Below are 18522 nucleotides of genomic sequence, written 5' to 3' on the forward strand. Positions count from 1 at the left end.
CCGGGCGGGAGCGGGTTCGCGTCGAAGACCGCGCCGGTCCAGAGCGCGCCGACGACGGCGTGCCGGTACACCAACGATCTGCCCTGGTAGAGCGGTGCGCCGTCCGCGCCGAACAGTTCCGCCGCGCCGGCGACGTACGCCCGGAGACGCTCGGCGTACCGGGCCTGACGCTCGGGCTGATCCGCGGCGATTCGGCAGTACCACAAGGAGAACAGCTGCATCACGAACCCGGCGTACCAGTCGATGTTGCCGCCGCGCCCGTCCGGCCGGCCGTCGCTGTACCAGCCTTCGCCGAGGTAGCAGCCGTCGACGTACTCGAGGAACTCGTCGGTCCGCGCCTGGTCGTGCGGTCCGCCGACCGACCGCAGGAACGCCTGGGTCACGTTGTGGAACCACTGCCAGTTGCTCTCCGGGTACCACGCGCCGATCGACCCGGCCAGCCAGTCGACGACGCGCTCCTGCACGGCGGACGGCAGCCGGTCCCAGATCCACCGCCGCGTCTCGTGCAGCGCGATCGAGACGGCGGCCGCCTCGACCCGCGCCTGCGGTACGTCGACCAGCGACGGCCAGCGTTCGGGCGAGTCCGGATCGGTCCCCGCGATCAGGCCGCGCGCGTACCAGCCGGCATGATCGTGCGGATCGGAGTCGGCCGTCGCCAGCCGGAACCCGACCGCCAGGAACGAACGGGCGAAGGCCTCCAGGCCGTCGGACACCGGGCCTGACTGGCCCACCGGTCCCGGCAGATCGAACCGGGCATGCCCGGCGGTCGCCCACGGCCGCATCGCCAGCAGCGACTCGTCGGCCAGGTCGACGAGGTGCTGCCGTGTCCAGCCGGTCAGCATCATTGTCTCGTCCCGAAGACCCGGCGGATCTGTTCGAGATGTCCGTGCCGGTGCAGGGTGTCCGGCTCCAGGTAGCTGCCTTCGGTCCACTCGTTCCAGGCGTTGATGGTCACCAGCGGAACACCTGTCTGGGCAACGAAGTCCCGGACCTGCTCGAGGGCGCGGCCGAACTGCTCCGGGGACGCGTCCGAGATGATGTTCGTGTGCGGGTACCCGAGCGCGGGGTTGAACCGGTCGGACTGCACGGTGCGCGGCGACGAGTCCCAGCCGACCGTGATGTTCGGGTAGTACGGCTGCTCGTAGTCCGCGGCGTACCGCTTCCAGCCGTCGACGGCCTGCTCCAGCATCTCGGCGTACGGCGTGAGCAGGGTCGGCATCGGGTGGTGGTGCACCCAGACGTACGACGTGACGCTGTCGAAGCCGAGCCGGCTGATCAGGGCCGGGCCGTCGAGCGAGACCCCGTCGTCCGGCAGCACCTGCCGCTCGCGGGCGATCGCGTTCAGGTGGATGGCCGGAAACCCCGCCCTGGCGGCACGTTTGCGGAATCCGTCGAGCGCGGCCCTCGTGGCGTCGACGCCGCCGAGGCCCTCCACCAGCGTCGCCAGCTCGTAGATCGACAGGTACGGGTCGCCGTCGATCCGCAGGTACGCCGGGTGCCCGAAGTACCGCTCGATGATGTAGTCGGTGGCCGCCTCGAACTGCTCCGCGTCGACCGTGCCGGACTCCAGCTGGGTGGCCGGCGTCGCGGACTTCCACGGGTGGATGTTGCTCCAGTGGTGGTTCGCCCACATCAGCGCGAACTTCAGGTCGCCGGCTGCCGCGTTGGGCATGAACGCCGCCTCCAGCGGGCGCTCCAGGTACGGGCGCCCGTCGTACCAGTACCAGTCGAAGAGGAACGCGTCGACGCCGTGCCGGGTCGCCATCGCGATCTTGCCCGCCATCACGTCCGGATCCGCCTCGTCCAGGTAGCCGTCGAGCGGGACCCGCGGTTGCAGGTGGCCCTCGAACCGGGACTCGGCCCGCTTCACCAGCTCCCACTCGGTCCAGTCCTCGCCGTGCCACTGCTCGTTGCGCGGATCGACGTGATAGTTGGGAAAGTAGTACGCCGCGATCGCGACGTCGCGTTCGGCCACAGGGGTCACTCCTCGGAACTCTGTCACGGGTGCTCGGTGATGTGATGTTATTGACGATCTACGCGCCGCACCTTCGCAGAGGTTGAGGGAAAGTAGGACAAAAGTGGCCAGTCGCAGCAAGCCCCGGTACGAGCGCGCCGCGGTCTTCAACCCGGACGGCCTGCCGGTGTGGGCGGACCGGCACCGGCTGCCCGGCGACGTCGCGGCGCACGACCACGACTTCTTCGAGATCGCCCTCGTCACCCAGGGCCGCGGGCTGCACATCGCGGCCGACGGCGACCACCCGATCGGCCCCGGCAGCGCCATCGTCGTACCGCCGAACCAGTGGCACGGCTATGCGCAGTGCGAGGACCTCGTGGTGTTCGACAGCTTCGTCGCGCCCGAGCTGATCGACGGCACGCTGTCGTTCCTGGACGCCGAGCTGCCGCTGATGGAGAGCGTGCACAAGTCGAGCCTGCCGTTGCCGCAACGCGTCGAGCTCGGCAAGTACGACGTCAGCCTGGCGATCGCCGAGCTGCACAGCATGAGCGACACGACACCGGCCCGGCGGACCCGGATCGAACTGGTCGGCCATCTGCTGATCTACCTCAACATCCTGAACCGCTGCTGGTCGCCGGAGCAGGCGATCCACCGCCGCTCGATCGCCCCGCTGCATCCCGCGGTGTCGCGGGCCGCGCGGCTGATGGAGGACGATCCCGGCCGGCCCTGGACGCTGGCGCAGCTGGCGACCGCGACCACCACCGAGCGGACCCACCTGGTGCGGCTGTTCCAGCGCGAGCTCGGTTCGCCGCCGATCGCCTATCTGAACCGGCTGCGGGAGCAGGCCGCCGCGCGGCTGCTGGTGCAGACCGACGAGCCGGTGGCGCAGATCGGTGCCCGCGTCGGCTGGGAGGACGCCGGGTACTTCGCCCGCCGGTTCAAGTCGGCGTACGGCCTGAGTCCGTCCGCGTACCGCAACCGTGCCCGGACCGGCGAGGCCCGGTACCACGCGACTGCCGAGCCGACGCCGGCGCTGCCGGTGAGCGGCGCCCGGTTCGGCGGCCAGGTCGTCGGCTGAAAGGTGCTGCAGGCAACTCAACTTCGTCCTAGATTCGGTCAATCGGAGCGAAGGCGGATCCGGCGGGGGCGCGCAATGATGCACGGACATGAGGCGCCCAGCATTGGAGATGAGCCATGTCTGATCGTGAGTCGGGGCTGAACCGCCGGGATGTGCTGAAGGCGGCGGCCGTCGTGTCGGGCGGAGCCGTCCTGGGGCTGCCCGGCGGTGCCGCCTTCGCCGGTGAGCCGAAGCCGAAGCCGAAGCTGAACGCGGCCGCGGCGCTGGTCGGGGCGATCCGGTGGGACGCCTGGGTCGGCGGGGACTCGCACGTCGGTAGCACCGTGAACCGGACGTTGTCGCCGCAGCAGTACCAGTTCCGGTTGCCGTACTACAGCCAGATCACCGTGCCCGACCGCCTGCTGGTCAACCAGAACTTCGACGCCGACACGACCGGCGCGACGCCGTCGGGGTGGACCGTGCCGTCTGCGGCCGGTACGACCGTGTCCGTGGTGGACGGACCGGACCGCGCCGGAAAGACCGTGCACCTGCACGACGAGTCCGCGACGTTGATGGCCTCGATGGTTCGTACGTTCGCGTCCCAGAGTCACGCCGTGACGGTGCAGTGGGACTGGAAGGAGACCGTCGCCGGCAAGTGGGCCCGTGCCCTGCTGGTCGACGGATCCTCCGCCGCGGTGGACATCGCGACCACGACCGATGCCGCAGGCAAGCATCTGGTGATGCGTGCCCCGGACGGTACCTGGAAGGTACTGCAGGACGTCGCCGACGACACCTGGTACTCGATCAAGGTGATCGCCGACCCGGCCCCGCCGCAGGAGACGCCGTGGGTAGACGTGTAAGTCAACGGCGTACGGCGGATCAGCCATGCAGCGTTGCTGGTGTCGGCGGCGACGTTCGACAGCCTCGCGTTCCGCACCAACGAGACGCTGACCTCGGACCTGTACGTCGACAACGTCAGCGTCGCGGTGACCGAGTCGGTGAACACCAACGGCGCCACCCAGGCGATCATGGACCAGGAGATCCAGTACGCCGCCGCGGCCGGGATCGACTACTGGGCGTTCGTGTACTACCCGCAGGATCCGCTGAACCGCGCCCGGAACCTGTATCTGTCCAGCGCCCACAAGAACGACGTCAGCTGGTGCGCGCTGCTGGACGGGAACTTCACCGGCGCGTTCGACACCAACTTGCCGATCCTGGCCGCGCACTGGAGTGAGTCGAACTACCAGAAGGTGCTCGGCGGGCGGCCGCTGATCTACTTCCTGTCCGGTGCCGACGCCGACAAGGTCGCCAAGATCCGGGCCAAGGCGGCCGCGCTCGGCGTACCGGATCCGTACGTCGTCGTGATGGCCTGGACGGCACAGGGCGCGGCGGACCTGAAGACCACGGTCGGGGCCGACGCGGTCAGCCGGTACGCGACCGGCGGGGTGAACGGTGCGACGTACGCCAGTCTTGCCGCCGCCGAGACCAACCTGTGGACCGACTACGCGACCGCGGCCGGACAGGTCGTTCCGACGGTGTCGACCGGGTGGGACAACCGGCCGAGGTACGACTATCCGGTGTCGTGGATCGCCGACTACACGCCGCTGAAGGACAACTGGGTGCAACAGGCGACACCGGCCGAGATCGCGTCACGTCTCGGTGCGGCCATCAGCTGGGGCACCGGCCATCCGGCGAACGCACCGGCCAACACGGTGCTCATCTACGCCTGGAACGAGTTCGACGAGGGCGGCTGGATCTGCCCGACCCTGTACGAACTCCGGGACTCCGGCCGACCGCTCCGCCTGGACGCGATCGCCGGAGTCTCGCGCACAGGCCTCACCAAGAGACGTGACTGCTAACAGGAACCAGTTGGCCACAGCAAAGGTGCGGCCGGCCGTCCAAGCCTCGTGGGTCCGGCCAGCCGCACCGGCGCCCGCCGCCGCGCAGTCCGGTTGTACTACCTCAGCTGCTGAATCGCCGCCGCCAGCTTGCCGGCGATCTTGTCGTGCGCCGCGATCGTGGGATGCGTACCGTCGGTCGTCTCGGTCTGCGCGTCGATCCACCCCGTGGTGTCGATGAACAGGTCTCCGGTCGCGCTGACCACCTCCGCGATCTCGTCGCGATGCGCGGTGTTGAACGGCGACATCGCGAAGATCGTGACCTCGGGATAGTAGCCGCGCAGATTGTCCAGGAACGTCCGGTACGCCGGCTTGAAATTCGGCGCCGCGGTCCCGGTCGAGGGATCGTTCGTGCCGAGGTTGATCACGATGTAGTCGGGGACATAACGCGAGGTGTCCCAGTCCGGAACGTTCGTCTCGTTCGGGACGTACTCCGACAGTTTCGTGTAGCGGCTCACCATCCCGGTCTTGTCCGGCGACCCCGATCCGGCCGCCGTGGCGATCCCGCCGAAAGCGACCGTGTTGTGCGAGAGCCCCAGCAGTTCGGGCGTCTTGTAGCTGAACGAACTGCCCAGCGAGTTGACCAGCCCCGGCCCGATGTACCCCACCGAGATCGAGTCCCCGATGAACTCCATCGTCGGCCGGCGCACCGGAGGCTTCAGGCACTCCACATCGAAGGACACCACCCGCGGGAAGGACTGCTGGTACTCCGAGTACACCTGAATCGAGTGCCGCCCGTCGCTGAGCCCGGACGCCATCACCACCGTCCCGTTCGCGGTGATGTTCCGCTGCACCGGTCCCCCGTCCACGCGGTACAGCAGCCGGCACGTGCCGCCCAGCGTCACCGAAACCGACGACCCGATGAAATCGAACTCGAGCCCACTCTGGTAATACCCGACGACAGACCCGTCCGCCTGCGGCTGCCATCGTCCCAGATACCGGATATTCCCGTTCCCCGGCGAAACCGCGGCGGCTCTCGCCAGCTGCGTTCCCCCGAGAACGATGCCGCCCGCAACAGCTTTGAGAAGTACTCTCCGACCGATTACAGACATTCGACCGCCTCCTTGTGGAGCGACGGTAACCACTCCCCCTGCGCCAGTCCTTGGACTGCGTTGCCCGATCCTCGGACGATCGTGTCAACGGCTGGTAGCCGGTCGGCGTCCTACTATGTGTGAGACCTGGGGAGGGATGTCGCGTGCGGGCTGCACGGAAACTGGTGGTCGGCATGCTTGCGCTGGCCGTGCTGAGCGGTTGCCAGAGTACGTCGGGTGGGGCGAACAAGGCGTCCAACGACGGCGGGCCGACGGTGGCGCCGACGAGCCGGGCGACCACGGCCGGCGACGACGCGTGGCAGATCCCGCAGCATCGGGTGGCCGGGATGATGGAGCTGTCCGGGTACGCGGATCACGTGAGCGTCCCCACCGGGCAGCCGTTCCGGTTGTTCGTCACCTCGACCGCGGGCGCGTTCACCGTCCGCGCCTTCCGGATCGGCTGGTACGGCGGCGCCGGCGCGAAGCTGGTCTGGACCTCATCGCAGTTCCCGGGCAAGGCGCAGCCGCAACCGATCCTGACCAAGGAGCGGATGGTCACCGCGATCAACTGGTCGCCGACGACCACCGTCCAGACCAAGGGCTGGCCCGCCGGCAGCTACCTGCTGTTGCTCCGGGCATCCAACGGCAAGGAGACCTACGTCCCGATCGTGATCCGGTCGGACTCCGCCCGCGGCGCGGTGCTGATCGTCAACGGCGTCAACACCGACCAGGCCTACAACGGATGGGGCGGGTTCAACCTGTACGTCGGAGGCCGCAAGCACTCGCACGACCAGCGGTCGATGATGGTCACGTTCGACCGCCCGTACGCCTACAACCCGGCGCGCGGCGTACTCCACGACAACCTCCCGCTGGTCCAGCTGGCCGAGCGCAGCGGCGTACGACTCGCCTATGCGACCAGCGTGGACCTCCAGGCCGACCCCGGACTGCTCGCCGGCGCCCGCGCGATCGTCTTCGGCGGGCACGACGAGTACTGGTCGCTGCTCATGCGGCAGGCGGTCACCAAGGCCCGCGACGCCGGGACGAACCTCGCCTTCCTCGGCGCCAACTCGATCTACCGGCGGATGCGGTACGCCGCCGACCCGCACGGGCCGAACCGGATCATCGTCGACTACAAGGACGCCGGTCTCGACCCGGTCCACAACGCCCCCGACACCACCGTGAACTGGCGGCAGTACCCGTTCCCGGACCCGGAGAACAGCCTGGTCGGGATGCTGTACGAATGCTTCCCGGCCAGCGGCGCGTTCACGGTCCGCGAGCCGGGCTTCTTCCTGTTCGCGGGCACCGGCGCGAAGGCGGGATCGGCGTACCCTGGTCTGGTGGGCAACGAGGCCGACCGCGCCTACCCGATCAAGGGAACGCCTGCCAACCTGCAGGTGGTGGCGCACTCCCCCACGACCTGCGCCAAGCGGCACACGTTCTCGGACGCGACCTACTACACGGTGAAGTCCGGCGCCGGGGTGTTCGCCACCGGGACCATCGAGTGGGTCCGGGCGCTGCAGGGACCGGACCCGAAGTACGGCGTCGGCCCCGCGTCCGTGGCCTTCGCCCAGAAGGTCACGCTGAACCTGTTCACCGCGCTCGCCGCCGGGCCGATGGGCCGCACGCATCCCGCGGTCGGCAACCTGGCCGGCGTCCATAACCTGGCCAGCACCTCGACCGGTACCGGCGGACCGGTCGGGAAGGGCGGTCCGGGCGGAACGTGATCCGGGAGGACCAGGTTGACAGACGATCCGTCATCGCAGGCACCGAGCACCAGCAACCGCGAGCTGTGGATCCTGGCCGGGCTCGCCTGTGCGGCGCTCTGTGTGTTGCTGCCGTTCCTGTGGGACCACACCGGAGCTGACCTCAAGATCTACCGGCTCGGCGGCGACACGATCCTGAGCGCTCCGTCGGCGCTCTACTCGGCCCGCCTCCCGACGATGTCGTTGCTGTTCACCTATCCGCCGTTCGCCGGCCTGGTCTTCGTACCGTTCGCGTTGCTGCCCTGGCCGTTCCCGTACGCGCTCTCGATCGCCTGCTCCGTCGCGGCGCTCTGGGTGATCGTCCGGAGCGCGGTTCAGCCGGCGCGGCTCCGGACGGCGGCCATGGTGGCGGCAGTCGCCGTGTGTGTACTGACGGACCCGGTGCGCGAGACGTTGTCGTACGGCCAGATCAACCTCTTCCTCTGCGCGCTGGTTGTGTACGACGTACTCGACCGGAAGCACCCTGGTCGCGGCAGCTGGGTCGGCGTCGCCGCGGGCATCAAGCTGACCCCGCTGGTCTTCGTCGCGTTGCTCCTGGTCACCAGGCAATGGCGCGCTCTCCGGTACGCGTGTGCGACGTTCGCCGGCACGCTGCTGCTCGGCTTCGCGATCGCGCCGAGCGCGTCCTGGCAGTACTGGACGCGGCTGGTGTTCGACTCCGGCCGGATCGGCCCAGTGGCGTTCGCCGGGAACCAGTCCTGGAACGGTCTGTTCGTCCGGCTCGGTGCGCCCTCCAGCGGAGCGGCGTGGGCCGTCGCGGTGCTGGTGACGGTCCTCGGCGGTCTGTGGCTGAGCCGGCGGCTCTACGACCAAGGCCAGGAGCTGGCGAGCCTGTCGGTGTGCGCGATGGTCGGGCTGCTCTGCGCTCCGATCTCGTGGAACCACCACTGGGTGTGGATCATCCCGATGGGCATTGCCCTCACCCAACTCGTGTCCCCGGAGCGGCCGCTCCGCAGGGCACTCGTCGCGGCGGTCTGGTTCGGCTTCTTCATCGTCGCGCCGTACCGGTGGGTGCCTCGGACCAACGACCGGGAATTCGCGTGGACCGTTGGCCAGCAGTTCGTCGGCAACGCGTACGTAATCGCTGCGCTGGCGGCAATCGTCGTACTGGCCGTCTCGACCCGCCGACGACCCGCCGCGTCGGTCAGCACGAGAGCGTCGCGAAGTGGTAGCCCCGCGCGGACAGGGCCGTGAGGATCTGACCCAGCGCCGCCACCGTCTCGGAGCGGTTGCCACCGCCGTCGTGCATCAGGATGATCGCGCCCGGGCGAGCGCCGGCCAGTGCGCGCTTCACGATCACCGGCACACCTGGGCGTGACCAGTCGCGGGTGTCGACGTCCCAGAGCACCTGCTGCATGCCGTCGCGCTTGATCTCGGCACGGACCTTCGGGTTCGTCGCGCCGTACGGCGGGCGGAAACACCGGGAATGGACACCGTCGGCGACCTGGTGGTGCAGCTGGGCCGGCGAGAGCTTGGTCAGCTTCGGGTGCGAGACCGAGTGGTTCCCGATCGCGTGGCCGGCCGCACGTACCTCGTCGACCAGCTCCTGGTGCGGGTTGGCGTGCTGCGCGAGCATGAAGAACGTCGCGTGCACCGCGTGCTTCGCCAGCACCGCCAGCACCTTCGGCGTCCAGAGCGGGTCCGGACCGTCGTCGAAGGTCAGGTACACGACCCTGCCGTGCGCTTGTTCGACCGGGGCCGTCGCGCCCGCACCGCCCTCCTTCACGGAGACGCTCGGCGTTGGATGGGTCACCTTCGCGGGCGGGGTGTCGGAGCACGACGTACCGCAGAGGACGGCCGCGACCGCGAGTCCGATCGACAGTCCGCGTCCGCTCCGCACAGCGCCTCCTCTGCGACCCGTCCTCCTATCCGAGGACGCGACGGCCGCACAGAAGGTTGACGCTCAGCCGTGCGGGTTCGCCGGGTGCGTGAGCTGGGTCACCAGCCAGGGAAAGGCCGTCGCGAATGCGGGAGCCGCGAACTGCCAGGTGTGCGCACCGGGTGTGATCACGACCAGGGAGTGGATCCCGACCTTCGCCCCGGCCCTCGACAGCTCCTGTGCCTCGTTCTGGTGACGCACCTCGTCGGCGCTGGTCAGGAACTGCCCGGTCACGCCGGTGTACGGGCCGTGGGCACGCATCACCAGTATCGCCTCGTTGGCGTGCTGAGCCGCGACGTTCCCGCCGTACAGGTCGTGCAGCGTCTGCGCCGGTGTGCCTGTGTAGGGCACGAGGTCGCCGGAGATGTCGACGAAGTGCTTGAAGACCTCCGGGTACTGGACGGTCAGGTCGAGCGCGCAGGTACCGCCCATCGAGAATCCGGCGATCGCCCACTGCCGTGGGTCCCGCGACGCGCCGAACGTCTTCTCCACGTACGCCGGGATGTCCCGGGCCAGGTGGTCCGCGGCGTTGCCACGTGGTCCGTTCACGCACTCGGTGTCGTTGCTGAAGGTCCCGGTCGGATCGGCGAACACCAGGATCGGCGCATAGCCGCCGTGGTCATGCGCATAGCCGTCGGCCAGCTGTACGGCGTTGCCGAGCCGCACCCAGTCCCCCGGTCCACCACGCTGGCCACCGATCAGCTCGACGACCGGCAACACCGGCCGGCGGTGGCCGACGAACCAGCGCGGCGGCAGGTACACGAGCTCATGCCGGTGGACGAAATGGCTGTACGTCGCCGGGATCGTCACCTCGACCAGCTTTCCCGCCGCCGGAACGCTCGCCGCGCCGGCTGCTTTGACGGCACCCTTGAGCGAGGTCTGTCCCGGCAGCGGCGCGTGCGTCCAGTCGTCGATCACGGCACCGATCGTCGGGTAGTACCCGACGAACTGGTTGATCCCGTTCGCACAGGCGAACGCCGCGAGCGCCGCGGCGAGCACCGCCATACCGCGCCGCCACCACCGCGCGGTACGCCACCCGACCACCAGGACGAGCAACGCCCCCGCCGCCGCCCCGAGCCAGAACCAGACCGCGAACGGCACCGGATCCACCTGCCGCACCGCCTGCGCCCCTGGATACGCAGCCAGCAGCGCCAACCCCACCGTGACGACGACCAGCACAGGTAGGACCCGCAACCGCCACCGGCGGTCCCGCCACCCAACTGCAACCAGCAGCACCACGGCAGCGACGACCTGCACCGTCACTGGAAACCAGCCCCTGAGCAGCGACACCTCCACACATCGACGGTAGCCGAGTCACGTCCGGGGCTCGAGGACCACGACCGGGATCAGGCGGTCGGTTCGCCGTTGGTAGCGCTCGTAGCCGGTGTGGATCCTGATGATGTCGGCCCACAAAGCCGCTCGCTCGCCGTCTGTTGCGGTCCGCGCGACCAGGGACCGGCTGCGCCCGCGCAGCAGCACCTCGACGTCCGGGTTCGCCCGAAGGTTCCGGTACCAGGCGGGATGCCGGTCGTCGCCGCCGAACGACGCGACCAGCACGATGCGCTCGTCGTCGGCGATCGGCGCGGTGAGCATCGTCGCGCGCCGCCGACCGGTCTTCCGGCCGACTGTCACGAGTCCGACCACAGGCATCCCCATCGCCCGCCCGAACACCCGCCCCTTCGACCGGAAGAACACCGCCCTGTGCAGCGTGGTGAAGAACTTGTACAGCACGTCCTTGCTACGCACCTCGGCCCACCTCCATCGCAACTCGGAGTTGCGATCCCCACCCTGACACATTCCGGACCACGATCGCAACTACCAGTTGCGATAGGCTGCCGGCGATGGAGCGGAGGTGGCGCCGTGACGGCAGGTGACGTCCCCCGGCCACCCGGCCGGGGGCCCAAGGTGCGGGCGGCGGTGCTCGCCGCGACACTGGCCGAACTCGCTAGCGGCGGCTACGCGACGCTGACCATCGACAACGTCGCCCGGCGTGCCGGCGTGCACAAGACCACGATCTACCGCCGCTGGCCGAACCGCGAGCGCCTGGTCGCGGACGTTCTCGGCGAGCACATCACCACCGACTTCACGATCCCCGACACCGGGTGCCTGGCCGACGACCTGCTCGCCCTCGCCCGGTCTTTCGTCGCCTGGGTGACCAGCCCGCCCGGCCGGATGATCTTCACCGCGATCTACCGCGACGCTGCCCGGTTCGCCGAGATCGACGAGGTACGCCGTGACCTGTTCGAGTACGGGCCACGGCGCGCGAAGCAGGTCGTGGAGCGGGCAGTCCAACGCGGCGAACTTCCCGCCGGCACCGACCCGGTGGCAGTGATCCGAACCCTGATCGCCCCGATCCACTTCCAACTGACCGTCGTGTCCGAGGCTGTCGACGACCACACCGCGCAACAGGCCGCCGACGTCGCCCTGGCAGCCGCCCGGGCCGGAGTCTTCCACCGGCCACACCATCGATGAAACCATGAGCGGCATGTTCGGCATCCGAGGCAGGACAGGTCATCTGGCGTGGTACCGGACCGCTGAGGCCCCCGCCGATGTCGCGTTCCTGCACGGCTTCTCCGACTCGGCGCAGTGCTGGGAACCGCTGCTCCGGGCGATACCGGGGATCCGTGCGCTCGCGATCGATGCGCGCGGGCACGGGGAGTCCGGGCTCCCGGAGGAGGCGATCCGGTACACCGCACACCGCGACGACGCGGCCCTCGTACTGGCGGACCAGCCGGCTGCCGGCGGAGCCGTCGTGGTCGGGCACTCGATGGGCGCGATGGCGACCGCGTACCTGGCCGCGTCGCGGCCTGACCTGGTCCGTGCGGTTGTCCTGGAGGACCCGCCGACGGGGGCTCCCGGCAACCAACAGGACCAGCCGAGGTCCGAGCCGAGCTGGCTCGCCGGCCTCCGGGCCCTCGACCTGCCTGCCCGGATCGCCCGCGGTCGCGCCAACGACCCCGACTGGCCCGACGACGAGCTCGAGCCCTGGGCCGTGTCGAAGGCACAACTCGACCCGCACCTGTTCGACCTCCCGTTCCAGGAGGCGATGCCACTGACCGACCTGCTGGCCGAGATCACCTGCCCGGTACTACTGATCCACGGCGACACCGAACGCGGCGGACTCATCTCCACCGAGTACGCCGAACTCTGCGCGACGGCTGCCGCCGGCGACTTCCGGACAGCCCACATCCGCAACGCCGGCCACTCGGTACGCCGCGACAACCGCCCGCGGTACCTCGCCGAACTCACCACCTTCCTCGACCACAACCGCTGACCACTCGACTGTCGTCCAACTGTTCGCTCCCGAAAGGAGTTCATGGTGCGCAACCTCCGCCCCGTAGTCGCACTCGCCTCGATCGTCGGTCTGTGTACGCCGCTGACCGCCGCAGCACCCGCCGTCGCGACCACAGGTGTGCCGCGGCCGGATCACGTCGTGATCGTGATGTTCGAGAACACCTCTGCCGGATCGATCATCGGCAACCCCGACGCGCCGTACTTCAACCAGCTCGCGTCGACCGGCGCCAACTTCACCAGCTCGTACGCGGTCGAGCACCCGAGCCAGCCCAACTACCTGGACCTGTTCTCGGGCTCGAACCAGGGCATCACCGACGACTCCTGCCCCCACAGCTTCTCGACCGACAACGAAGGCGCCCAGCTGATCGCCAAGGGCCTGACGTTCGCGGGCTACTCGGAGGACCTGCCGTCCGTCGGGTCGACGGCGTGCACGTCCGGGCGCTATGCGCGCAAGCACGCGCCGTGGGTCAACTTCACCAACGTGCCGGCCGCGAACAGCAAGCCCTTCACCGCGTTCCCCACCGACTACAGCCAACTGCCGACGGTGTCGTGGGTCATCCCGAACCTGTGCAACGACATGCACGACTGCTCGATCGCGACCGGTGACAGCTGGCTGAAGAGCCACCTGGACGGCTACGTCCAGTGGGCCAAAGCGCACAACAGCCTGCTGATCACCACGTTCGACGAGGACGACCACTCCAGCGGCAACCGGATCGCGACCATCTTCAACGGGCAACCGGTCAAGCCGGGCAGCTACGCCGAACGGATCGACCACTTCCGCGTACTGCGTACCGTCGAGGACATGTACGATCTGCCGCACGCCGGCGCCGCGGCCAACGCCGTACCGGTCACCGACAGCTGGAACTGACCGTAAGGACCCTCGATGAAGACCGTGCCGCTCGGCACCACCGGCCTCGCCGTTCCGAACGTGACCCTCGGCGTGATGCGGATCGGCGACAAGACCGACGACGAGATCCGCAAGCTCGTCGGCACCGCGCGGGACGCCGGGATCGACTTCTTCGACCACGCAGCCGTGTACGGCGGTGCGCTGCACGGCTGCGAGGAGCGGTTCGCGGAGGCGCTCCGGCTGACGGCGTCCGAGCGCGCGGAGGTCACGCTGCAGACGAAGGCGGGCATCGTGCCGGGCGCCGGGTACGACTCGTCGTACGACGAGATCGTGGGGTCCGTCGAGGATTCGTTGCGGGCGCTGCGGACCGACTACCTCGACGTACTGCTCATCCATCGCCCGGACGCGCTCGTCGAGCCCGATGAGGTCGCGCGCGCCTTCGACGACCTCGAGACGGTCGGCAAGGTCCGCGCGTTCGGCGTGTCGAACCACACGCCGCTGCAGATCGAGCTGCTGAAGACCGCCGTACGGCAGCCGCTCGTAGTCAACCAGCTGCAGCTGTCGCTGACGCACGCGCCGATCGTCGCGCAGGGCGTCGCCGCGAACATGGCCGGCCTCGACCAGTCCGTCGTGGTCGACGGCGGCGGCGTCCTCGACTACTGCCGGATCCACCGGATCACGGTCCAGGCGTGGTCCCCGTTCCAGGCCGGGTTCTTCACCGGCCCGTTCCTCGGCTCCCCGGACTACCCCGAGCTGAACGCGGTGATCGACCGCCTCGCGACGCAGTACGACGTACCGGCCATCGCGATCGCGACCGCCTGGATCACGCGGCACCCCGCCCGGATGCAGGTCGTCCTCGGCACCACCACCCCCGACCGGGTCGCCGGCGCCGCGCAAGGCTCCGACGTACCACTCACCCGCTCCGAGTGGTACGAGCTCTTCACGGCAGCGGGCCACCAGGTGCCCTGACCCGCTACGGGTGCGGACGTCCGAGGTAGGCGAGGGCGGCGACAACCAACGCCTGCGTGCCGGTATCGAGGGTGGGCTGGATGACCGGAGCGAAGTCGGGCGCGTGGTTGACCGGAATGTCCTGCGCGACGCGGCCCGCCGCTTCGGCCCGGTGGTAGGTATCGGGGTCGATCCCGCCGATTCCCCAGTACGTGTAAGGAATCGACAGCGCGGTCGGGATGTCGCTGAAGTCCTCGCTGGCCGTCTGCAGCGGCAGGTCCGTGGACCGATCGCCGAAGAACGCGTCGAAGGCCGCTCGCACCCGCGTGGTCGTCGCCGTGTCGTTGCTCGTGGGCGGGAACCGGTCGAACAACGAGAACTCGGGTTCTCTCGGCGAGCCCGACGCCTGGCACTCGGCCTGCACGATGCGCGTGATCGCAGCCAGGATCGCCGCCCGGGTCGACTCCTGATAGCTGCGGACATTGAGCTCCAGTACGGCGTGGTCGCCGATCACGTTGCTCTTCGTCCCCGCGTGGATGCTGCCGACCGTGACGACCGCCGGATCGGCCGGCGCGACCTCCCGCGCGACGACGGTCTGCAACCGGACGACGATCATCGCCGCGAGGACGACCGGGTCGACCGATGCTTGCGGCATCGAGCCGTGCGACCCGCGCCCGTGGACGGTGACGCGCATGCTGTCCGCGGCCGACAGCACGGGACCCGGCCGGGTCCCGACCGTCCCGGACGGAGCCGGCAGAACGTGCTGCGCCAGCGCGACGTCGACCTTCCCGACGATCGCCTTCAGGTCGTCGTCGACCATCCTCCGGGCCCCGTCGCCGAGCTCTTCGGCCGGCTGGAACAGCGCGATGATCGTGCCTTGCCAGCTGTCGCGATCACCGGCCAGCAGTGCGGCCGCGCCCAGCAAGCAGGCGACATGAACGTCATGACCGCAGGCGTGCGCCACCGGCACCTGCTGACCGTCCTCGCCGGTGACCACGACCGAACTGGCATAGTCGAGCCCTGTCTGTTCCTGGACCGGAAGCGCGTCCATGTCCGCCCTCAGCAGCACCGCCGGTCCGGTCCCATGACGCAGCAGTCCGATGACGCCGGTCCCGCCGACGTGCTCGTGCACGTCGTACCCGAAGCTGCGCAACCGCTCGGCAACCTCCGCGGCCGTCCGCTGCTCGCGGTGCGACAGCTCCGGATACTGGTGCAGTCGCCGGTAGAACTTCTCCTGCCAGTCGCGGGTCTGATCAAGCCCGGCAAGCACTGAGTCGACGGGTGATTCAGTGGTCATGAGCTGTCTCCCTCACGTTCGTGGACGTCTGTGTATCCGTGTCGGCGACCAGCCGTCCGCGTCCGGGAGGATCCAGCCCCGCCAGCGTGCGAGCAGACACAACCCTGCACCGACGACCAGCGCCGCCAGTGAGCCCGCGGCCGGATAACCCCGCTCCTGGAGGACGACGAGCACGCCGCTGGCCGCCGCCGCGCAGGTGGCGTACAGAGTGTTGCCGCCGAGGACAGCCGGTATCTGCCGCAGCACGATGTCACGTACCACGCCACCGCCGACCGCCGTGATCGTCCCGAGCAGCACCGCAGGCAGCCAGCCCAGACCGGCATCAAGGGTCTTCTGTGCCCCTGCGGCTGCCCAACACCCCAGGGCGAGAGCGTCGAGCACCGGCCAGACCCGGTTCCACCAGGGGCCTTCGACGCGCACGACGAACGTCAGCGCCGCGCCGGCAAAGGCCGTCAGCAGGTACGCGTAGTCGGTCAACGCGACCGGGGTCCCCCGCTGCAGCAACGTGTCCCGGATGATCCCGCCACCGAGGCCGGACAGCACCGCCAGCACCGCGAAACCGACCGGGTCCAGCCTCGCCCGGCGCGCGATCACCCCACCGAGAACGGCGTTGGCGAACACGCCGGTCAGATCCAGCCCGCGGAACAGGTCCGTCACCGGAACACCATTCACTGCGCTGCACCCCCAGCCGGGCACCACCCCGTCGGCCACTGCACTAGGGACGATACGCCGCCGCGGCGAGAACTCTGCTGGTCAGCCCTTCAGGCCGCTGTTGGCGACTCCCTCGATCACGTAGCGCTGGACGACGACGTACAGGATGAGCACCGGGATCGCGGCCAGGGTCGCGCCTGCCATGACCACCGGGTAGTCGGTGGTGTACGCGCCCTGCAGGGTCGCGAGGCCTGGGGCGAGCGTCATCTTATCCGGGCTGAACAGCACGAAGACCGGCCAGACGAAGTCGTTCCAGGCACCGAGGAAACTCAGTACGGCGAGCGTCACCAGCGCCGGTTTCGACAGTGGCAGCACGATCCGGGTGAAGATCGTCCACGAGTTCGCCCCGTCGATCAGCGCGCTCTCCTCCAGCTCCCGGGGTATGGCCAGGAAGAACTGCCGGAGGAAGAACACCCCGAACGCGTTGGCCGCTCCGGGCACCACCAGCGCCCAGATGCTGTCCAGCCAGCCGAGTGTGCTCATCGTCAGGTAGTTCGGCATGAAGAAGATGAAGCCCGGCACGAACAGTGTCGCGATCAGGACGCCGAACAGCAGGTTCCGCCCGACGAACTGCATCCGGGACAGCGCGTACGCCGCCATCGAGGCGACCGCGACCACCAGCAGCATGTGCAGGACCGAGACCATCAGCGAGTTCGCCAGCCACAGGTACACCGGGTTCGCCGCGTCGGCGAAGATCAGGTGGTACGCGCGCAGCGTCCACTGACCCGGCAGGATGTGGATCGGGATCGACCTGGCGTCGGTCTCGGTCTTGAACGTGGTCAGCAGCATCCACAGCAGTGGCAGGACGAAGATCAGCGAGATCAGCGTCATCGCCACGTACGTCAGCGGTCCGACCCGGGTCCGCGAGTAGGCCCGCCGCCGGCGCCCCGTACCGCCGCCGGGCTCGGTCGCGGTCCGGTCGGCCGTATCCAGAAGAGTCGTCACTTGCGCTCCCTCATCAGCAGGAAGTTGGCGATCGACACCAGCGCCAGCGCGAGCGCCAGTACGTAGCTCATCGCGGCCGCCGTACCCATCCGGAAGCCCCGCAGGCCCTCGTTGGTCATCGCCATGATCGCCGTCGTCGTACTGTCTCCCGGGCCGCCGTGGGTCAGCAGGTACGGCTGGCCGAACAGGTTGGCGCTGGCCAGGATCGTCGTGGTCAGGACGAACACGAACACGTTCCGCAGACCCGGCACGGTGACGTGCCGGAACTGTCCCCAGCGCCCGGCGCCGTCCAGCTCCGCGGCCTCGTACAGCTCCGGGGGCAGGGACTGCAGCCCGGCCAGGAAGATCACCGCGTTGAAGCCGATCGTCCACCAGATCGTGGTGATCAGGATCGTGATCCAGGCCTGCGGCTGGGTCGACAGCCAGGCGACCTTCGGCAGCCCGATCCCGGAGAGCAGCCCGTTGACCAGGCCGACCTCCGGGTCGAACAGGTACCCGAACAGCACGCCGACCACCGCGACCCCGAGCACGAACGGCGTGAAGATCACCGCCCGGAAGAAGGTCCGGCCGGGGAACTTCTTGTTCAGCAGCAGCGACAGCCCCAGCGGGATCGTGACCAGGAACGGCACGCTGATCAGCACGAACAGGAACGTGTTCTGCATCCCGTTCCAGAACGGCTGGAAGATCACCGATCCGGAGTCGAAGAGGTCGCGGTAGTTCTGCAACCCCACCCACGGCTTGCCGGGCAGCATGAAGTCCCAGTTGTGCAGGCTCATCCAGACACCGCGGATGGCCGGCCAGATCAGGAACGTCAGCATCAGCACGACGAACGGGGCAACGAACAGGTACGGCGTCCACGGGCGGTAGTGCCGCAGTGCGGTCCGGCTCATGGCCCCGG

General features: G+C 69.0%; 19 protein-coding genes. 9 read left to right on the top strand and 10 right to left on the bottom strand.

Going from position 1 to position 18522, the window contains the following annotated elements; genetic code table 11:
* Both VFF46_RS07615 and VFF46_RS07620 read right to left on the bottom strand, forming a co-directional pair.
* On the bottom strand, positions 1-845 hold an 845-nt coding region (locus VFF46_RS07615; RefSeq protein ID WP_325036314.1), incomplete at its 3' end, for a DUF2264 domain-containing protein.
* Complete coding sequence (locus VFF46_RS07620; RefSeq protein WP_325036315.1) at positions 842-1975, bottom strand: glycoside hydrolase family 99-like domain-containing protein; 1134 nt, start codon at positions 1973-1975, stop codon at positions 842-844. The genes VFF46_RS07615 and VFF46_RS07620, both read right to left, overlap by 4 nt.
* A 103-nt stretch (positions 1976-2078) precedes the next feature.
* Here VFF46_RS07620 and VFF46_RS07625 point away from each other — a divergent pair, with 103 nt between their 5' ends.
* The 3 genes from VFF46_RS07625 to VFF46_RS07635 all read left to right on the top strand — a co-directional run bounded on the left by VFF46_RS07625 (position 2079) and on the right by VFF46_RS07635 (position 4870).
* Positions 2079-3032 carry an AraC family transcriptional regulator gene (locus tag VFF46_RS07625; RefSeq protein WP_325036316.1) on the top strand — a complete coding sequence of 318 codons (954 nt, stop codon included), beginning with the start codon at positions 2079-2081 and terminating at the stop codon, positions 3030-3032.
* A gap of 116 nt (positions 3033-3148) precedes the next feature.
* Entirely contained in the window at positions 3149-3871 is a 723-nt protein-coding gene (locus VFF46_RS07630; protein WP_325036317.1) for a twin-arginine translocation signal domain-containing protein, read from the top strand.
* Positions 3872-3910: 39 nt separating this feature from the next.
* Positions 3911-4870 (top strand): hypothetical protein, encoded by a 960-nt coding sequence (locus tag VFF46_RS07635; RefSeq protein WP_325036318.1) that lies wholly within the window; start codon positions 3911-3913, stop codon positions 4868-4870.
* A 98-nt stretch (positions 4871-4968) separates the two neighbouring features.
* Here the strand turns inward: VFF46_RS07635 and VFF46_RS07640 are convergent, their stop codons facing one another.
* Positions 4969-5961, bottom strand: coding sequence for a GDSL-type esterase/lipase family protein (locus VFF46_RS07640; protein WP_325036319.1), 993 nt, complete (start codon positions 5959-5961; stop codon positions 4969-4971).
* Between the two features lie 143 nt (positions 5962-6104).
* On the opposite strand from VFF46_RS07640, the gene VFF46_RS07645 reads away from it, so the two are divergent.
* Both VFF46_RS07645 and VFF46_RS07650 read left to right on the top strand, forming a co-directional pair.
* Entirely contained in the window at positions 6105-7664 is a 1560-nt protein-coding gene (locus tag VFF46_RS07645) for a N,N-dimethylformamidase beta subunit family domain-containing protein (RefSeq protein ID WP_325036320.1), read from the top strand.
* 15 nt (positions 7665-7679) lie between these two features.
* Positions 7680-8897, top strand: a complete 1218-nt coding sequence (locus tag VFF46_RS07650) for a glycosyltransferase 87 family protein (RefSeq protein WP_325036321.1) — start codon at positions 7680-7682, stop codon at positions 8895-8897.
* On the opposite strand, the gene VFF46_RS07655 is transcribed toward VFF46_RS07650, so the two are convergent.
* The 3 genes from VFF46_RS07655 to VFF46_RS07665 form a co-directional block, all read right to left on the bottom strand.
* Positions 8848-9543: a polysaccharide deacetylase family protein gene (locus VFF46_RS07655; RefSeq protein ID WP_325036322.1), complete on the bottom strand. Its 696-nt coding sequence runs from the start codon at positions 9541-9543 to the stop codon at positions 8848-8850. The genes VFF46_RS07650 and VFF46_RS07655 overlap by 50 nt on opposite strands.
* A gap of 63 nt (positions 9544-9606) precedes the next feature.
* The gene (locus VFF46_RS07660; protein WP_325036323.1) at positions 9607-10878 is read right to left on the bottom strand and encodes an alpha/beta hydrolase; all 1272 of its coding nucleotides are present in this window, start codon (positions 10876-10878) and stop codon (positions 9607-9609) included.
* A gap of 18 nt (positions 10879-10896) precedes the next feature.
* The gene (locus tag VFF46_RS07665; RefSeq protein ID WP_325036324.1) at positions 10897-11328 is read right to left on the bottom strand and encodes a nitroreductase/quinone reductase family protein; all 432 of its coding nucleotides are present in this window, start codon (positions 11326-11328) and stop codon (positions 10897-10899) included.
* A gap of 114 nt (positions 11329-11442) precedes the next feature.
* Here VFF46_RS07665 and VFF46_RS07670 point away from each other — a divergent pair, with 114 nt between their 5' ends.
* From VFF46_RS07670 to VFF46_RS07685, 4 genes are read left to right on the top strand one after another with little or no spacing between them, the layout of a single operon-like run.
* A complete protein-coding gene (locus tag VFF46_RS07670; protein ID WP_325036325.1) occupies positions 11443-12054 on the top strand; it encodes a TetR/AcrR family transcriptional regulator in 612 nt (203 codons plus the stop codon).
* Between the two features lie 13 nt (positions 12055-12067).
* Positions 12068-12856: an alpha/beta hydrolase gene (locus VFF46_RS07675; RefSeq protein WP_325036326.1), complete on the top strand. Its 789-nt coding sequence runs from the start codon at positions 12068-12070 to the stop codon at positions 12854-12856.
* A 42-nt stretch (positions 12857-12898) separates the two neighbouring features.
* A complete protein-coding gene (locus tag VFF46_RS07680) occupies positions 12899-13744 on the top strand; it encodes an alkaline phosphatase family protein (RefSeq protein ID WP_325036327.1) in 846 nt (281 codons plus the stop codon).
* Positions 13745-13759: 15 nt separating this feature from the next.
* Positions 13760-14692: an aldo/keto reductase gene (locus tag VFF46_RS07685; RefSeq protein WP_325036328.1), complete on the top strand. Its 933-nt coding sequence runs from the start codon at positions 13760-13762 to the stop codon at positions 14690-14692.
* Positions 14693-14696: 4 nt separating this feature from the next.
* Here the strand turns inward: VFF46_RS07685 and VFF46_RS07690 are convergent, their stop codons facing one another.
* The 4 genes from VFF46_RS07690 to VFF46_RS07705 form a co-directional block, all read right to left on the bottom strand.
* Complete coding sequence (locus VFF46_RS07690) at positions 14697-15968, bottom strand: amidohydrolase (protein ID WP_325036329.1); 1272 nt, start codon at positions 15966-15968, stop codon at positions 14697-14699.
* A gap of 12 nt (positions 15969-15980) precedes the next feature.
* Positions 15981-16625: a trimeric intracellular cation channel family protein gene (locus VFF46_RS07695; protein WP_325036330.1), complete on the bottom strand. Its 645-nt coding sequence runs from the start codon at positions 16623-16625 to the stop codon at positions 15981-15983.
* A 96-nt stretch (positions 16626-16721) separates the two neighbouring features.
* The gene (locus tag VFF46_RS07700; RefSeq protein WP_325036331.1) at positions 16722-17624 is read right to left on the bottom strand and encodes a carbohydrate ABC transporter permease; all 903 of its coding nucleotides are present in this window, start codon (positions 17622-17624) and stop codon (positions 16722-16724) included.
* Complete coding sequence (locus tag VFF46_RS07705; protein WP_325036332.1) at positions 17621-18514, bottom strand: sugar ABC transporter permease; 894 nt, start codon at positions 18512-18514, stop codon at positions 17621-17623. The genes VFF46_RS07700 and VFF46_RS07705 overlap by 4 nt, the downstream gene beginning before the upstream one ends.
* Positions 18515-18522: the final 8 nt, after the last annotated feature.

It is taken from the genome of Kribbella sp. (assembly GCF_035655035.1).
Lineage (GTDB): Bacteria > Actinomycetota > Actinomycetes > Propionibacteriales > Kribbellaceae > Kribbella.